Here is a 15,761-nt window from a genome sequence, read left to right as displayed (position 1 = left end):
TCCCGTTCTCAACAGGGGAGGCAAACCATGAATCAGTCGGCAATGAGCGCCGTGGCCGTATTCGGCGGAGCGGCAGTGGGCTCTCTTTCACCAGTGCTGAGCAACTACGTGCTGCAACGCCGCGTCGCCAGGCGCGATCTCGTCAATCGCGAGATCTCCGAGCGACAGAAGCTCTATGCGAAGTTCATCTCTGCCGCAGCGCGTCTCCATGCGGATGCCATGACGAAGAGCGCGTTCGACCTGGGCGAGGTCGTACGCCTCTATGCACTCACAAGCAGGATCAGGCTCGTCGCGCAGGAAGACGTTGTCCACGCCGCCGAAGACATGGTGAAGACGATCGTGCAACGGTATGGAGAAACGAATCTAAGCCTCGACGATTTTCGTCAAGCAGCCGTTGACTCAAAGCTTGATCCGCTCAAGCGCTTCAGCGCAGCGTGTCGCCGGGACCTGCTGCGTCTTTTTCGCGCCGCTGGCTGATGGCCCGGGGAACGCGTGCACCATCGTGGCGACGGTTGGCAACACCATCGTGTGGTGTGTTGCGGTCGGCTTTGCATTGTGATGAATAAGTGCAGCTGAACTCGATCAAGCCGCCGAATGGAGTCCCCATGTACGACAGGATCGCTGTGATCTATGACGATTCGCCCGAATCCACCCGCGCCTTGTCGGCTGCGCTTCCGATAGCCCGCATGTTCAATGCGACGCTGGAAGTCATCGTGATGATGGCTCGTACGCCGGCGTACACGGCCTATGCTCAGGCAGTGATCCCGGAAGCTGGTGAACTTCTAGCTGAAGATCGCATCGCAAGCTACGGAGGACTTCAGGAGCGGGCGATGAAAAGTGCGCGCGATGCAGGTGTTGAACCGGAGTTCCATCTATTCGAATCGGACGAGCACCACGATGTCATCACTCGCCTGAAGGACAGCAAGACGGCTCTCCTCATCCTGGGATTACATCACAAGGGGCCCGTCATTTCGAGGCTTTGGCGATCCGTATACAGCTTCGCAGAGGACGCACCATGCAGCGTGCTTGGAGTCCACTAGCCTCCCGCAACCCTCCTTGTACTGCTGTCCGTCAACAGCCATCGCCGCGGCGCACTGATTTCGTCGGATGACACTCCGTGTCGCAGGACATAGGGCAGGCCAGGTGGCTCTTCTGGAGTCTGAATGAGCAAAGACGATTGCCAAAGACTTTCTGGAATCCCTGCGGCGAGCGATTCTGCTTCTCGCAAGATTCGAATCTTCTGCGTCGAACAGAACCCGCTGCTGCGCGATGGAATCTCCTACGCCGTGAACGGGCAGTCAGATCTCGAAGTCGTCGGCGAGGCCACGTCAGCGGAAGAAGCCACCGCAGCATACTCTGGACTACGGCCAGACCTCACGTTGATTGACCTCAATCTGCCCGGCCTTGGTGGCGTGGGAACCATACGAAGCATCCGGAAGAACTTCCCCACGGCAAAGTTTTTGCTGCTCACCACCTACGCCGACGATCTGCTTTCGCAGGATGTCTCCGCGGTCTCCGTTGAGGGCTACCTGTCGAAGCACATACTGCGCACCGACCTTCTTCCCGCGATCCGCACCATCTCGGATGGTGGTCGCGTCGTACCATTTGAGATCGCTGCTCAACTCTCGTCGCTCATGGGCGTAAGGATGCTCACCGCACGAGAAATCGAGATCCTTCGCCTCGTCGATCAGAACAAGACGAGGGCTTCCATTGCGACCTCGCTTGCAATCAGCGAAGAGATCGTTGCAGCGCACATAAGGAACATCCTCCAGCGCCTGCACGCGACGGACGCGCAGCATGCTTTGACAATCGCCAGAAACCGTGGTCATCTGGAGCCGCAACAGCGTTAGCCCCCGCATGAAGAGAGAGCGAATCAGGTTCGATCGCACGTTCATGCTGGGGTGCTTACTCCTGCAGATCCTCTTCTGCGGCTCGTATTCCCTCGCTCATGGCGAACCACGCCCGGCAGGCCCATTCAGTGGGGTCATGGCTCCGGTCACCGCGCACACCACCTGGCTCGAGCGCGATGGAGCACCGACAGATATCGCAGCCATCGCGCAGACAACCGATGGCTTCCTCTGGCTTGGCACGCCCTTTGGGTTGTATCGCTTCGATGGCACGCAGTTCGCGAGCTACCCCGTCACGACGCTCAGCACACCGCTTCCCTCCAACGACGTCACCGCTCTCCTCTCCGACCGCGAAGGTGGCCTCTGGATCGGCTATCACGCAGGCGGAATCTCACATCTCCGCGTCAACGGCGCCGTCGAGAGCTATTCGTTAGCCTCACGACTTGGCCCCAACTCCGCACAGAAGTTTGTCTATGCCGCGGACGGCACCCTGTGGGCCATCGGCGATAATCACCTCTATCGCTTCGAAGCGAACCATTGGGAGAACTTCGGCAATCGCAGCGGCCTTCCTGACGATCCTCTCCTGACCCTCTTCATCGACAGAAGCGGAACGATGTGGACCTCAACCAGAGGGCGCCTCTTCTCCATGAAGGAAGGTGGCGGGCACTTCACACCCTACCCGACGCAGACCTTCATGGTCGTCGATATGGCCCAGATGCCCGATGGCGAGATCTGGATTTGTGATGCCTGGAAGACGATCCGGCCACTCCATCCCCGCGAAGGCCATCGCGGCTGGGAGATCAATGGCTACGTGCGCATGGCGATGGAGAACTCGGGCGACCTTTGGCTCGCGCAGGACTATCGCGGAGTCACTCATCTCAACTGGCCACACTCGTCCATCGCGTTGACCAAGGAGGAAGGACTCACCTCGGAGCAGACCAACGCGATCTTCGCCGATCGCGACAACAATGTGTGGGTAGGCACCTCGCGCGGACTGGACCGCTTCCACTCCACCCAGGTCAAACACCTCATCCACACCAGGGTTGAGTACTATCCCGAGATCTGCGCAGCCCCTGAAGGCGGTGCGTGGATTGGAATCCTTTCGGAGCCCATCATCTTCGCTTCGCACGATGTCGTGCGGGCCGTCGGGACAGAGGTAGGTTCCGCGCCCATCCTTTGTCGCGATGACGGCAGCGTCTGGATGGTCGATCCGCTCGCCAACAAGCTCACCAGCTGGACACATGGCAGGATGGCACGCATCGCTCTCCCGCCTGACGTTCACCTCGCCTCCGCCCACGCGATCGGGCTCGATCGCGATGGCGCTCTGTTAATGGCCTTCCGCCCCTATGGCCTCTGGCGCTTCGACGGCTCATGGACGCGAGTCGTCGATGCAGGACTTCCTCAGGACGAGCCTCTGTCCATCTTTCGCGACAGCCAGCGAAGAGTCTGGCTTGGCTATGAGAACGGAATCATCGGGCTTCGCGATGATTCCGGCAGCCGCACCTTCGTTCCCACCGCCGATAGCAGCCTCGGGAACGTACTGGCATTCACCGTCGCCGACGGTCGCGTGTGGGCTGCGGGCACCAACGGGGCTTCCTACTTCGAGCTTGGAGCCTTTCATCGCATCTCGCTTGCGCGGAGCGGCGTGCTTCGTGGAGTCTCCGGCATGGTGCAGGACTACGCGGGCAATCTCTGGTTCAACACAGGCGGCGGACTCTATCGCATCCTGCACGCACAACTCACATCCAGCCTTGAGCAGGGCCTTGAGTATGATCGCTTCGACGACCGCCAGGGCGTCGAGGGCACCGCTACCCAGGGAGATCCAACCCCTTCCCTGGTGCTCGACAAGGCAGGCCCCCTGTGGGCCTCGACAACCGGCGCCCTTCTCGAGATCGACCCCACGCAGATCATGCAGACGGTCACGAAACCTCTCCTCGTCATGGAGAGGCTGCTGCTGAATGGTTCAGTCGTCGGAGACCGCGAACATCCGGTGTCGCATATCGCCTTCAAGGGAACCAGCCTGAAGGAGCTCGAGATCGATTACTCCGGAGTCGATCTGTCCGCACCGGAAAAGATTCGCTATCGCTACATGTTGGAGGGAAAAGACCCTTCATGGCAGGAGGTGGGTGACCGGCGTCAGGCGTTCTATGACCACCTGTCGCCCGGCCATTACACCTTTCGCGTGTCCGAGTCCGATGACCTCGGGCAATGGACGGATCTCACTCTTCCTCTGTCCGTCGTCGTGCAGCCTGCCTTCTATGAGACGTACTGGTTCATGCTCCTGATGGCGCTCGCCGTCATCGGTATCCTGTACCTGGCCTACTCACTTCGCGTACGCATCGTCACCAACGCACTGCGCCTCAAGATGCAGGAGCGCGCCAACGAGAGGCTGCGCATCTCCCGGGAGCTGCACGACACTCTCCTGCAGTCGATCCATGGCCTCATGCTTCGTTTCCACTTCGCGACCAACGAACTTCCGCCCGATGAGCCTGCGAGAGAGCCCCTGCAACTCGCCTTGCAGCGTGCCGATGACGCGTTCCTCGAGGCCCGGCAACGCATCGAACTCCTGCGCGATGAGGTACCTGACGAACCTCATTTCAACCAGCAGCTCTTCCAGATGGCACAAGGTCTCGACATCCAAAGCTGCCTCGACTTCGCAGTCAACGAAGAAGGAGAACCCAGGGTGATCGTCGGAAAGGTGCAGGCGGAGCTTTGCCGCATCGCGCGCGAAGCCCTCATCAACACCATGAACCATGCCAAGGCCACGAACGCCCGCGTCAGCCTGATTTACTCCTCATCTGACCTGCGAATGCGCTGCGGCGACAACGGCGTCGGCATCCCGGAAGAGATCCTGAAGAGACGACAGCGCCCGGGACACTGGGGACTCGTCGGCATCGCCGAGCGAGTCGCCACCATCGATGGCAAACTCACGATCCGAAGCACCGGCGGCGCCGGTACGACGCTGGAGATAAAGATTCCCGCACGCAGGGCGTATCGCAACGACAGCACCTGGTGCCGTATCCTGCGATACCTCAATAGGCGCAGGGATTCCGTGCGCTCTTTGGATAAGTGAGACAGCCACCGAAGAAGGCGTCCAGGTCACTTCCAATCCGGCGCGACGAGCGCGATCGAGGCTCGAGCGGCGGAACGCATCTCTTACCTGGAACGGAAAACGGACCGAACCCATACGGGCTCGGTCCGTTTTCATTCGTTCATTCGACAAGGCTGACAGTCAGCGAGCTTACTTCTTTCCCTTCTTGCTCGCTTCAGGCCCAAAGGTGCACGACTCTGGAGTCAGCTTCGTCGGTGCCACAGTCAGCTGCGGCAGACTGTTCTTCACCAGCATTGCGTTGAAGTCAGCAATCTTCTTCTGCACACTCTCCCACGCTGTTCTGGTGCGGTTGTAATCGTTGCAGTCCACGATAAACGTGTCGATCTGCGTTGGCGTCGGCGCCATGTCGAGCCCTACCTGCATCATGCTGACCATGGTGTTGTAGGAGTCGTTCACCTCAAAGAACGTCTGGGGCGAGGTGAGGTCAGTCCGGCGCGGACCACCTCCGCCTCCACCGCCACGCGTTGGCATAGCGCCGCCGATCTTCAGCAGCTCAGCGTTCAACGCCTTGGCCTGCGCAGCGACATCGGCCGGCAGGTCACCCTTCATCATGGCCGAGATCTGGTTCCTCACGGCATCCACTTCTTCACGGCCCTCAAAGCTCTGCTCCATGCCGCGAACCGACAGCAGCGTGAGCTTGCTCTGCACACGCAACGCCGCCATCACTTCAGGACTCTCGCCGACACGAGGATCGTTGATAACCGTGACATTTCGCGTGTAGACCTGGCCATCCACCGTCAGCTTCAACGTGTAGACGCCCGGAACCACCTGAGGCCCATGCGGTCCTGGCGTAGCCGAACCTTCGACCATGTCCATCTGATTTTCGAGGTCATGCCGAACAGCTGGTGGATCGTCGTAGTTCAGGTTCCAATTAATGCGGTTGAGACCGACCTTCGTGCCGAGAGCGCGTGACTCCGGCGTCGCCACCCAGTAGTGCGGATACAACGCGTCCTCAATCGAAGGCGGCAGCGTGCTGGTCATCGTACGCACCAGCGTGCCCTGCGCGTCGAAGACCTGCAGCTGGATCGGTGCCTTCGGCTCGGTGCTCAGGTAGTAGTCCACCAGCGCGCCATAGGCCACGTTCGCCACATGCGGCACTTCAACCGAGAACGGCTGATCCCAGTTGCTGTTGATGCGAGCGCGGATCGCAGCTTCGGGCTCGTATAGATAAGCCAACGAAGAGCTGATCTCCTGCGCATGCGCTGCGATCTGCCGCAGCGGCGTAATGTCATCCAACACCCAGAAGCCACGGCCATACGTGCCGATGACCAGATCGTTTTCCTGATGATCGGTGTGGACGTCGAGATCCCTAATAGATGTGCTGGGCAGGTTCTGCCGCAACGACTGCCAGTGATCGCCGTTATCGAACGTAACGTAGACGGTCGTCTCGGTGCCCGCGAACAGCAGGCCGGGCTGGCCGGGATCAACGCGCAGGCTGTTCACCCAGCTGCCCGTGCGCTCGTCGCGAGGCAAACCCGTGACAATGCTCTGCCACGTCTTGCCTCCGTCGGTCGTGCGCCACACCAGCGGCACGTCGGCGTTCAGCTCCGGAGGCAGCGTCTGTCCGCGTTCCGCCGCGATGTGTCCGACAACGAAAGCGGTGTTGGCGTCATGTCCCGCCTCGATGGTGTTGAAGGAGGTGTGCGGCGGCACGTCCGGCAGGTTCGTGACGTTCGTCCATGTCTTGCCGTGGTCCATCGTGTTGAAGATCTGGCCGTTGCTGCTCACCGTCCACATCACGCCACGCTTCACGCGTGAGATCGAGAAGTCCGAGATCGATGGAGGCGTTGGCGGCGGCCCACCGCCACGCGGCGCCGGAGTCGGTCCGGGACTCGTTGCCGTGGTCGCGGCGCTTGCAGGCTTGGCTTCCATGCCGCACGCGACCTGCGGTGCTCCCTTGGCCGTCGTCAGGTCAGGGCTCACTGCCGTGAACGAGTGCGCTGCATCGTGCGTGACGAGCAGGCACTGATAGGCAACATACAGTGCACCGGGATCAAAGGCCGTGTCGAACTTTTTCTGGAAGTCGCGACCCGCCGTATACTTCGCTGAGGCCGCACCGAAGTTCGGTGCGACGTTTTGCCACTGCCCCGTCGACATGTCGATCTTGATCATGCCGCTGCCACCGCCGCCTGGGCCGTAGCCAACGCCGTAGATGATGTTCGGGTTCTTCGGGTCAGGCGTCACCACGCCAAACTCGGACGATGGCAGAGGGCTCCAGTCTGTGAAATTCACCTGGCCCCAATTGCCGCGGCTGCTGATCATCACCGCGCCCGTGTCCTGCTGCGCCGCCATGATCCGATAGGGATACTGGCTGTCCGTGGCGACGTGGTACACCTGCGAGATCGTCTGCGTGTACCAGAGGCTCCACGTGTGGCCATCATCCAGCGTGACGCTCGCACCTTGATCCGAGCCCACCAGCATGCGATGGCCGTTCGTCGGATCGATCCAGAGCTTGTGATAGTCCTCGCCGCCGGGCGCGCCCTTGAAGGGCTCGAAGGTCTTGCCGCCGTCGACCGAGCGATACATCGCGGTGCTCATCGTGTACAGGATGTCGGGGTTCTGCGAATCCACGAATACACCGCTGCTATAGGCGCCCTGTCCGTTGCTGATGCGGGTATCCTTGCCCGCCATGTGCTGCCAGGTCACGCCGCTATCGTCGGAGCGGTACAGCCCCGAGCCGTTCTCAATGTTGTTGCCCACGATATAGAACCGCTGTCCGTGCGTATGCATGGCAACGGCCAGCGCGATGCGGCCCTCGAACGGAGGGATCTGGATCTGCGTCCAGGTCAGGCCTTCGTCGGTCGACTTGAACACCTGCGCCGGCTTGGCCTTCGCTCGCGGACCACCGCCCGCGTCGCCTCGGCCATCGTTGGTGCCTTGCGTGGCGGCAATCATCACGCTGGGGTCGTCAAACGCGGACTGCAGATCGCGCGCTCCATCGTAGCCGGGCGTCTTCAGGACGCTGGTCCACGTCGCGCCGCCATCGGTCGTGCGATACACGCCGCCACCATGGTGGATCGGATTGCCCAGCGCGGAGACCACGACAAGGTTCGGGTTCGTGGGATCGACCACGATGCTGCCGATCTTTACCGTCTCCTCGAGCCCGATGTGCTGCCACGTAAGACCCGCATCGGCCGACTTCCACATGCCGTTTCCAAGGCTGCCGCCGATGGGATCCCCTGCGCCGGCGTACACGATGTTCGGGTCCGAAGGAGCAACCGCGATGGCGCCCACACTGTCCAAGCTGGTCTCATGATCGAACACCGGGAACCACGTCACCCCCGCGCTCGTTGTCTTCCAGATGCCGCCCAGCGGCGTGCCCATATAGAACGTGCCGCTCTGGCCGATCACTCCGGTGACGGACGAGATACGTCCGCCATGGAACGGCCCGACGTTCCGCCACTTCAGTCCTGAGTAGAGATTGGGGTTGACCTGCGCCGCCGCACTCGAAGCGGTTGCCAGTACAGCGGAAAGTGCCAGCCCAAAACAGGCCGCGCGCGAGATTCGAATCATCGTGGAATTACCCTTCGCAGTTGGTCGAGGTAGTATACGGGGCTCCCGGCGGCGTCGCCCTGCCTTGCGCTCCTCAGAACCGGAGCAGCGGGCAGGAGACGATTCGCGGGCTGCCCAATCGCCAACGTTCAGTTCTTTACCGGGTAACGGTCGCGGCTCCGCCAAAGTTTCCGAAAGCCGCCTTATTTGCCTCGCGATCCGCTTCCGGGCCGCTCGGCTGGGAATCCGGCCTTAGCTCGCCGGAAACGGCACAAACCGCTCCGCGCAGGAAGGAGCCGGGCGTTGCACCTGAGGCCCCGCCGCGGGAGCCCCCTCGCCCGCGACGTGCGTCACGGTCGCGTCGTTCCCCGCGGGCAGCTGCAGATTGCTCCCACCCAGCCCAAACACGATGTCAGCGTGGTCGAAGGTATACGTGTAGGGATGCGCCGAGTCCGCCGCATCCGTGAGATACACACCGTCGAGATTCAGCTGCGCGCGATGGTCGTGATCGTAGCCGTCGAACAGGATCTGTCCGCCGCCAGAGATGCTGACGTTGCGCAGCGTAATGTCGCGGAAGGTCGGCGGCGAGTCGCCCTTCACCGGCCCATTCGCTGCATATGCCGCTGTAATGTCCAGCGGCCGCCCCGAGTTGCGAATGCAGATATCGTCATACACCACATCGTGCACCAGCCCACCACGCGCACCCGTGGACTTGATGCGAATGCCCGAGTCCGTCCCATCCAGCGTGAGATCCGACACACGAATTCTGCTCACGCCGCCGTTCGTCTCGGAGCCGATGGACATCCCGTGTCCCCAGTAGAAATGGTTGTGGATGACGCTCATGTTCGTCACGCCACCCGGGCCGCCCTTGATCGCAATGTTGTCGTCGCCCTCGCGAAAGTACGACTGCGTCACCGTGATGTTCTTCGATCCATTGCCAGGATCGATGCCATCCGTGTTGCGCGAGAGCGGATGCACCGCATTTGCTATGCGGTGCACCGTGTCGATCTTCACACCCCACACGGTAAAACCATCCCCCGCGTTGTACGAGACGTGGAAGTTCGGCGAGTTGCGCAGCGTGATCCGGTACAGCGTGAAGTCGTCCGCATGATCCGCGACGATCAGCCGGCTCACCTTCTGCCCTCCACCATCCTTCAGCGCAGCCTGCGCCAGGTCCCACGCGGAGGTCGTCGTACCCAGAATCGGCTCGCCGCCCCGGCCATCGATCACCCCTTCGCCCATGATGCCCACACCCGTCACATGGCTGACGGTGATGAGCGGCTTGCATCCCCTGCCCGGCCCCGCACTCACGACGCCACAGCTCCCCGGCGAAATCTCAAGCACCTTCGGGTCCAGCGTCTCAAACAGCGTCGTCCCTTGAGCGACGACCAGCGTCACACCGGCACGCAGGTCGAGCGCCCCGCTGACGAATGCATTCGCTGGCCCTTGCGCCTCCAGGACGACCGCCTTGCCCGCGCCGCACGAGTCGATCGCCTTCTGGATGCGCTCCGTATCCAGCTTGCGCTCGTCCTCAGGCGCCAGCTTGTTGTACGTCCCATCGTTCACCGCCGTCAGGTGCGCAGCAAGCCTCACACAGGCGGGCGGGATCGCCGGTTCTTTCACGACACGAGCGTCCTGAGCAACAACCGCTGCGGGCAGCAAGAGCGCCGCCAGCGCCATGGCCTGCGAATAAGGTGACATCGATCCTCCGTTGACACGCCAAGCCCCTGAAGCAACCCCGACTCGAGATGACCCTGCGCCTTCGCAACACAGGCCGGCCAATAGCTGGCTCTCGATGCAGCTCCATGCAGCAACTGGTACGCGTCCAGTATGCGCCAGCGGACTATCCGCAGCCTCATGGTGAATGGCCCCTGTAGTTCCCCGATGCCCGGGGCCGCAGGTCTGGAAGCTCACCGCTGGCGCAGGTTGCGCTTACCTTGACCGACAGTTCACCTCAGCAGCAGCTCCTCGTGCGCTTTAGTTGTTCCAGAAACATGGAATAGGAAACCTCGCTCTCCATCGCCATGATGTCTCTACATCCGTGGGCAGGACGAGTGAAAGCGGATCGTCCCGCTCTCAAGCAATAGCCGTAGCAAGGATCGAAACAGGACAGGCTTGGCCGCCCCTTCAATTCGCGAGCCTGACAGGATTTGGCTTCACGATCGCCCGGGTTGCTGTACGGGCCCATCTGGGAATTCGCAATATTCTCTCTCTCGGCAGTCATCCTGCATTGCCTCTTCCTGCATCGAATGTGGCTATATCTTCCGGGGCACAACTCCTCGCTCTTAGCCTTATCGAAGAGTATGTTGCACGAAGTCATTTCCGCATGATGGGTCAGCCCGCGTATGATGTTGATGCTGTTACCGAACCCATATCTCACCCTGTCACGGCGAATTCAGCCAGACCCAGAGCTCAATAACAATGCCAGATACCGTCTGTGACTTTCTCGAATGGGACACCAACTTCTTTGGCGTTCGCATCGCGCGGATCAAGGATGACCATCTCACCGCTGCACAAGTCAGCCTCATCGAGGACTGGGCAAGTGAGGAGGCAATCGACTGTCTCTATTTTTTTTGCAATGCGGACGATAACGAGAGTATTGTCTCCGCCGAGCGCATGAACTGTCACCTGGTGGACATACGACTCGAATTTGAGATGAAGCTCCCTTCAAGCGGGGCAATCACGGCGCCCACAAGCGGTATACGCTCTTTCCGGCCCGAAGACGTGCCGGCGCTCATGAGCCTTGCTTCTACCAGCCACCGCGGTTCCCGCTTTTATTCTGATGGCCGCTTCCCGCAGGAGACCTGCGACAAGTTGTATGCACGGTGGATCGAACGGAGTTGCATGGGATATGCCAACCAGGTTTTAGTGGCCGAGTTCAACGGAGCCCCCGCCGGTTATATCTCATGTCATCTGCATCCGGATGGCGAGGGATCGCTCGGGCTGCTCGCCGTGGCGGAGCAGGCGCGTGGACAGGGACTTGGAGGCGCTCTCATGCGGGAGGGCACCCGCTATCTCCAGGAGAACGGCTGCGTCCATGTGAATTTCATCGCACAGGCCAGAAATATTACCGCCCTTCGTATCTACGAAGGACTGGGGTTTCGAATGCGAGGGACCAAACTGTGCTACCACAAGTGGATCTCCCGCGGAACGAATCAGGCGGCTGAGCAGAATTGATATGTAACAGGTAAGGACGCACCTTCTGGTTTACGCATAGGAATGATTGCATTCTCCAGGCAATGAAACTCCTTCCGCCTTATCGGGCCTGTTCTGGATGTGGGTGGCGGGAACAGTGATGTTGCCCGCGCCATCCGGGACGCCGGATTCGATGTCGTCTTGGTGGAAGCGGGGATCGGCGGTGTCCGCAATGCAATGCGGTGCGATATACGGCATGGGGTACATTCGACATCGAACGCCCCTCGCGTGCTGCCGAATTCCGTAGGGGCATCGGGCTCTTCGACGTCGTGGAACACATCCGTGAAGATGTCGCCTTCGTTCGCAACAGGCATCGCCTGCTCATTCCAGGCGGCAGCATCTACATTACCGTCCCTGCGTACCAGTGGCTGTGGTCCGATGAAGACTCCTCCTCCGGTCACGCCCAGCGATACACTTTGAAAATGCTGCGCCAGTCGCTTGAGAAGGCCGGCTTCACCATCGACTATGAAACTTATAGGTTCGGGTTCCCTGCCTCCGCTGAGTCTGTTTCACCGCGTCACCCCTTGCCATCTCGTCATGACGCGGAGAGAGGCCTCCAAGGATACAGTCCGCTCCGATCATGGATCGAAACGTCGTTTGGTAAACCGGATTCTGCGTGGGCTTACGCAGCGGGAATTACGGCGGATCGTCGACAAACGAACAATTCGCATGGGCGGAAGCTGCCTGACGATTGCACACAAACGGTCGCTGGTGTGAAATTGCAAACGTGATTCTTGGAAGCCACACAATGCGGAGTCGTCTTTCTGGATACTAAAGTGCACATCAGCAGCAGTGAGGTCGATTTAATGACCAAATATCGAATCCCTTTCAATCGGCCTTCCCTCACCGGAGATGAGCTTCACTATATTGCAGACGCCATCGCCCAGGGCCATATCTCCGGGGACGGTGCGTTCACGAAAAAATGCCATGCCCTCCTCAAGGAGACATTGAACGCAGCTGACATTCTCTTGACCACCTCGTGCACCCATGCGCTGGAAATCGCAGCGCTTCTCCTCGATATCCAGCCTGGGGATGAATTCATCGTTCCCTCCTTCACGTTCGTTTCCACGGTGAACGCGTTTGTCCTTCGCGGAGCCAGACCCGTCTTTGTGGATATCCGCCCCGATACGCTCAATCTCGACGAAAAGCTGGTCGAGCAGGCAATTACCCACGCGACCAGGCTCATTGTGCCCGTCCACTACGCTGGGGTCGGTTGTGAAATGGATGTCCTCATGGAGATCGCGAACACGCACAACCTTAACGTCGTTGAAGACAATGCTCATGGGCTATTCGGAAGTTATAAGGGTAAGCCTCTGGGAACCTTTGGAGCGATGGCAACACAAAGCTTCCATGAGACGAAAAATATCGTCTGCGGCGAAGGTGGTGCCTTGGTGATCAATGAACCGCACTACCTCGAACGGGCCGAGATCATACGCGAAAAGGGTACCAACCGAAGCCGTTTTCTCCGGGGGCAGGTCGACAAATACACATGGGTGGACATTGGATCGAGCTATCTCCCATCTGACATTCTCGCGGCGTTTCTGTACGCACAGCTTGAAAAAAGAGAGATGATCCAGAAGTCACGTGCGCAGATATGGCGCCACTACATCGAAGAGTTGAGCGACTGGGCCACCACCTACGGGATCGGACTTCCCACAGTTCCCGACGATTGTGAACAGCCATCTCACATGTTCTATTTGCTGATGCCCTCACCCGAAGTTCGCCGGCATCTCAAAGACCACCTCGATGCACGTGGCATCTTGGCCGTTTCGCACTACGTCCCGCTGCACAGCTCCGAGATGGGAAGAGCCTATGGAGGCTATGAGGGCCAATGTCCCGTGACCGAAAGGGTCAGCGAATGTCTTCTTCGTCTGCCGTTCTTCACTGACATGAGCGCCGAGGAGCAGAACGTTGTCATCTCTGCGATTCACGAATTTGAAGTTGGCTCCACTCATGGCGCCGATCGTCAGTCTTCAGAACACTTTCTCCTGGGGAGCAGATGAAACTGTGGTCGAGAAGCTTCGCTTGAACCGCATCAACGGGATCTGCAGCGTGGCCTGTTCCATAACGTTCCTGCTCTGGATGCAGCACGTTACAGGTGGAATTCATGCCCGGGCCGTTCTCTTTTTTCTTCTACTACCCCTCGCCTTCTTCTACCTCGGAGACGGCGCACTTCGCTGGCTGCGCATTCCCCTGCGCCCCGCGCGTGCGTTTCCTGTAGCCTTCTTGTTCGGCAGCGTCCTGGGCATTCTGCTGTTGTTTTTTTTTCACGTCTTCCTTCCCCTGCGACTGCTCGCTGCGGACGGCCTTCTATTTTTGGTTGCGTTGTGTGTAGCTGCATTTTCTCCAAGCCGGATGGTCGTGAGCGACGAGGGGAACCGGTCATGGCTGGCCGTCGCGGCAACCTTCCTGATCCTGGCTGCAGCTACGTTCTGGACACAAGACCTGCGACCCGCCTTGACCTTTCAGGGCAATCAAGTTGTGATCGGCCCTTGGATTGACGCCCTTTTTCACGCGGAATTCATTGCAGAAATACACGATGATGCCAGCTTTATCAAGCTTGGCCATCCCGATCTGATGGGAAGGCCTCTCCCCATCTATCATTACGCGAGCTATATCCTGCCCGCATCCGTCGAAGCCTGGTCTCCAGGCACAACCGCCTTCGACACTGTGATGACGTTCTGGATCCCCTTTGGCTTCGTTCTGCTGGGGTTTGCTGCTTTTTGCCTCGCGACCGAGTGGTCAAGCGACCTGGCCGGCATTGCCGCGATCACGGCGGTCCTCCTTATACCTTCCGCACCCACTTACAGCGTCCCAATCCACTACTATGCCTTCCATGGGATTCTGGCCATCTCGATCGGTCTTGCCTACGGCATTGCCGGCCTCAGTACAGGCTTAATTCTCCTTACAAGGGGCTTACGAGAAAACCACAGCTATCTGCTGCTCGCCGGCGTTGCTTTTCTGGCCGCGGACGCGTTCCTCAAGGTCCATATCGCTCTTGTCGGGATCCCACTCGGGCTGATCTGGATTGTCTGCTGCAAGAAGGGCTGGTCTGTACTTAGGCGTCTGCTCGTCGGTATGGTCCTGGCAGTGACCGGCTATTGCGCCCTGCGTGTACTGCATCATCTCAACGTCGGTCCGAACCTTATGCCCTTTCGACGTAATGGCAGCGTGGCGTGGGTCTCCAGTTACATAAAAATGATGCCCTCTGGGTTCTGGAGTCACCTGATCCTTCGCCCCTCATTTGACCTGCGTATCGTCCATAAGCCGATAGTTGTGTCCGTATTGGTATTCGCGATCCTGGGTATCTGGTTGCCGATCTGGATGGTCATTCTGTCCTCGAGGCTAAGACGAAAGCAGTGGCAGCTATTCGATGTGGTGCCGCCGCTCGCAGGAACGATCTATCTCTACTATGCGCTTTGCACTTCCCCCAGCCAGCTTGGCGCGCCGGACGAACTCTGGCACCGTCCTTTCGTTTGCCTTTATTTCATTGCAGCCGTCTGGTGCGCGGCAGGCCTTACTGAGTGGTTGCAGCCCCATTACCAGCGCGACGCAGCCGGTCCACTCGCATTCATTCTTGGACTCAGCACAGTGCTGATGGCTGTTCCCTGGGTACAGGGCAAAAGCGTGCAACACTCCGTGTTCGACTATCAAGCCCCCATCAATCTTCGCTTTGATCTCGGCTTGCTGAACTGCGCGTTATTCGTCCGTAATCACTCCGCGCAGATAGACATCGTTCAAGACAATGTTCCACCCGTCGACCCGCTCCATGACTCCGCCAACGCTCTCGACCTGAACCCGCTCCTTTCAGCATTGGCGGAGAGGCGTGCATACATTGGGCGTTCTCCTTTCTACTGGATACTTTATTTAAGTAAAACGCCCGAGTTGAACATATCGGAAGAACGTGCAAACACTCTTAAAGAGATGAGAATGGCAAACAGCGATAGCGCGCTCAAGGATTTTAGAGACAAGACCAGCATTCGCTGGTACATTGCTGGTCCGGGTGAACCGCTTTCCTGGCCTGCCGATGTCGTCCAACATCCGGTGTTTACATCCGAAGGGTATCGACTCTACGACCTGCAGCAAGTGCCCTCCGCTCATTGAGCGTCTACGCA

The 15,761-nt window shown here is 59.5% G+C and carries 10 protein-coding genes; 8 read left to right on the top strand and 2 right to left on the bottom strand.

Annotated features, from left to right (window positions below):
* Positions 1-27 precede the first annotated feature (27 nt).
* The 4 genes from C4S68_RS06435 to C4S68_RS06420 all read left to right on the top strand — a co-directional run bounded on the left by C4S68_RS06435 (position 28) and on the right by C4S68_RS06420 (position 4,920).
* The gene (locus tag C4S68_RS06435) at positions 28-477 is read left to right on the top strand and encodes a hypothetical protein (protein WP_146072047.1); all 450 of its coding nucleotides are present in this window, start codon (positions 28-30) and stop codon (positions 475-477) included.
* A gap of 128 nt (positions 478-605) precedes the next feature.
* Entirely contained in the window at positions 606-1,040 is a 435-nt protein-coding gene (locus C4S68_RS06430; protein ID WP_146072046.1) for a universal stress protein, read from the top strand.
* A 123-nt stretch (positions 1,041-1,163) separates the two neighbouring features.
* A complete protein-coding gene (locus C4S68_RS06425) occupies positions 1,164-1,850 on the top strand; it encodes a response regulator (protein ID WP_103932249.1) in 687 nt (228 codons plus the stop codon).
* 136 nt (positions 1,851-1,986) lie between these two features.
* A complete protein-coding gene (locus tag C4S68_RS06420; RefSeq protein WP_160115039.1) occupies positions 1,987-4,920 on the top strand; it encodes a sensor histidine kinase in 2,934 nt (977 codons plus the stop codon).
* A gap of 168 nt (positions 4,921-5,088) precedes the next feature.
* Here the strand turns inward: C4S68_RS06420 and C4S68_RS06415 are convergent, their stop codons facing one another.
* Entirely contained in the window at positions 5,089-8,472 is a 3,384-nt protein-coding gene (locus C4S68_RS06415; RefSeq protein ID WP_103932247.1) for a WD40/YVTN/BNR-like repeat-containing protein, read from the bottom strand.
* A gap of 231 nt (positions 8,473-8,703) precedes the next feature.
* Positions 8,704-10,152: a glycoside hydrolase family 28 protein gene (locus tag C4S68_RS06410; RefSeq protein ID WP_103932246.1), complete on the bottom strand. Its 1,449-nt coding sequence runs from the start codon at positions 10,150-10,152 to the stop codon at positions 8,704-8,706.
* A 720-nt stretch (positions 10,153-10,872) separates the two neighbouring features.
* Here C4S68_RS06410 and C4S68_RS06405 point away from each other — a divergent pair.
* The 4 genes from C4S68_RS06405 (at position 10,873) to C4S68_RS06390 (ending at position 15,750) form a co-directional block, all read left to right on the top strand.
* Entirely contained in the window at positions 10,873-11,628 is a 756-nt protein-coding gene (locus C4S68_RS06405) for a GNAT family N-acetyltransferase (RefSeq protein ID WP_103932245.1), read from the top strand.
* A gap of 200 nt (positions 11,629-11,828) precedes the next feature.
* On the top strand, positions 11,829-12,377 hold the full coding sequence (locus C4S68_RS23940; RefSeq protein ID WP_407641098.1) for a methyltransferase domain-containing protein: 549 nt from the start codon (positions 11,829-11,831) through the stop codon (positions 12,375-12,377).
* 45 nt (positions 12,378-12,422) lie between these two features.
* On the top strand, positions 12,423-13,649 hold the full coding sequence (gene rffA, locus C4S68_RS06395; protein ID WP_235011422.1) for a dTDP-4-amino-4,6-dideoxygalactose transaminase: 1,227 nt from the start codon (positions 12,423-12,425) through the stop codon (positions 13,647-13,649).
* Entirely contained in the window at positions 13,600-15,750 is a 2,151-nt protein-coding gene (locus C4S68_RS06390) for a hypothetical protein (RefSeq protein WP_146072045.1), read from the top strand. The genes rffA and C4S68_RS06390 overlap by 50 nt, the downstream gene beginning before the upstream one ends.
* Positions 15,751-15,761 lie beyond the last annotated feature (11 nt).

It is taken from the genome of Bryocella elongata, assembly GCF_900108185.1.
In the GTDB taxonomy this organism is placed as follows: domain Bacteria; phylum Acidobacteriota; class Terriglobia; order Terriglobales; family Acidobacteriaceae; genus Granulicella; species Granulicella elongata.
The sequence above is the reverse complement of the archived record's forward strand: the minus strand, read 5'-3'. Positions and strand labels throughout refer to the sequence as shown.

Coding starts and splice junctions, on each gene's coding strand:
- C4S68_RS06435 (WP_146072047.1), top strand. CDS start 28: ATGAATCAGTCGGCAATGAGCGCCGTGGCCGTATTCGGCGGAGCGGCA.
- C4S68_RS06430 (WP_146072046.1), top strand. CDS start 606: ATGTACGACAGGATCGCTGTGATCTATGACGATTCGCCCGAATCCACC.
- C4S68_RS06425 (WP_103932249.1), top strand. CDS start 1,164: ATGAGCAAAGACGATTGCCAAAGACTTTCTGGAATCCCTGCGGCGAGC.
- C4S68_RS06420 (WP_160115039.1), top strand. CDS start 1,987: ATGGCTCCGGTCACCGCGCACACCACCTGGCTCGAGCGCGATGGAGCA.
- C4S68_RS06415 (WP_103932247.1), bottom strand. CDS start 8,472: ATGATTCGAATCTCGCGCGCGGCCTGTTTTGGGCTGGCACTTTCCGCT.
- C4S68_RS06410 (WP_103932246.1), bottom strand. CDS start 10,152: ATGTCACCTTATTCGCAGGCCATGGCGCTGGCGGCGCTCTTGCTGCCC.
- C4S68_RS06405 (WP_103932245.1), top strand. CDS start 10,873: ATGCCAGATACCGTCTGTGACTTTCTCGAATGGGACACCAACTTCTTT.
- C4S68_RS06390 (WP_146072045.1), top strand. CDS start 13,600: ATGGCGCCGATCGTCAGTCTTCAGAACACTTTCTCCTGGGGAGCAGAT.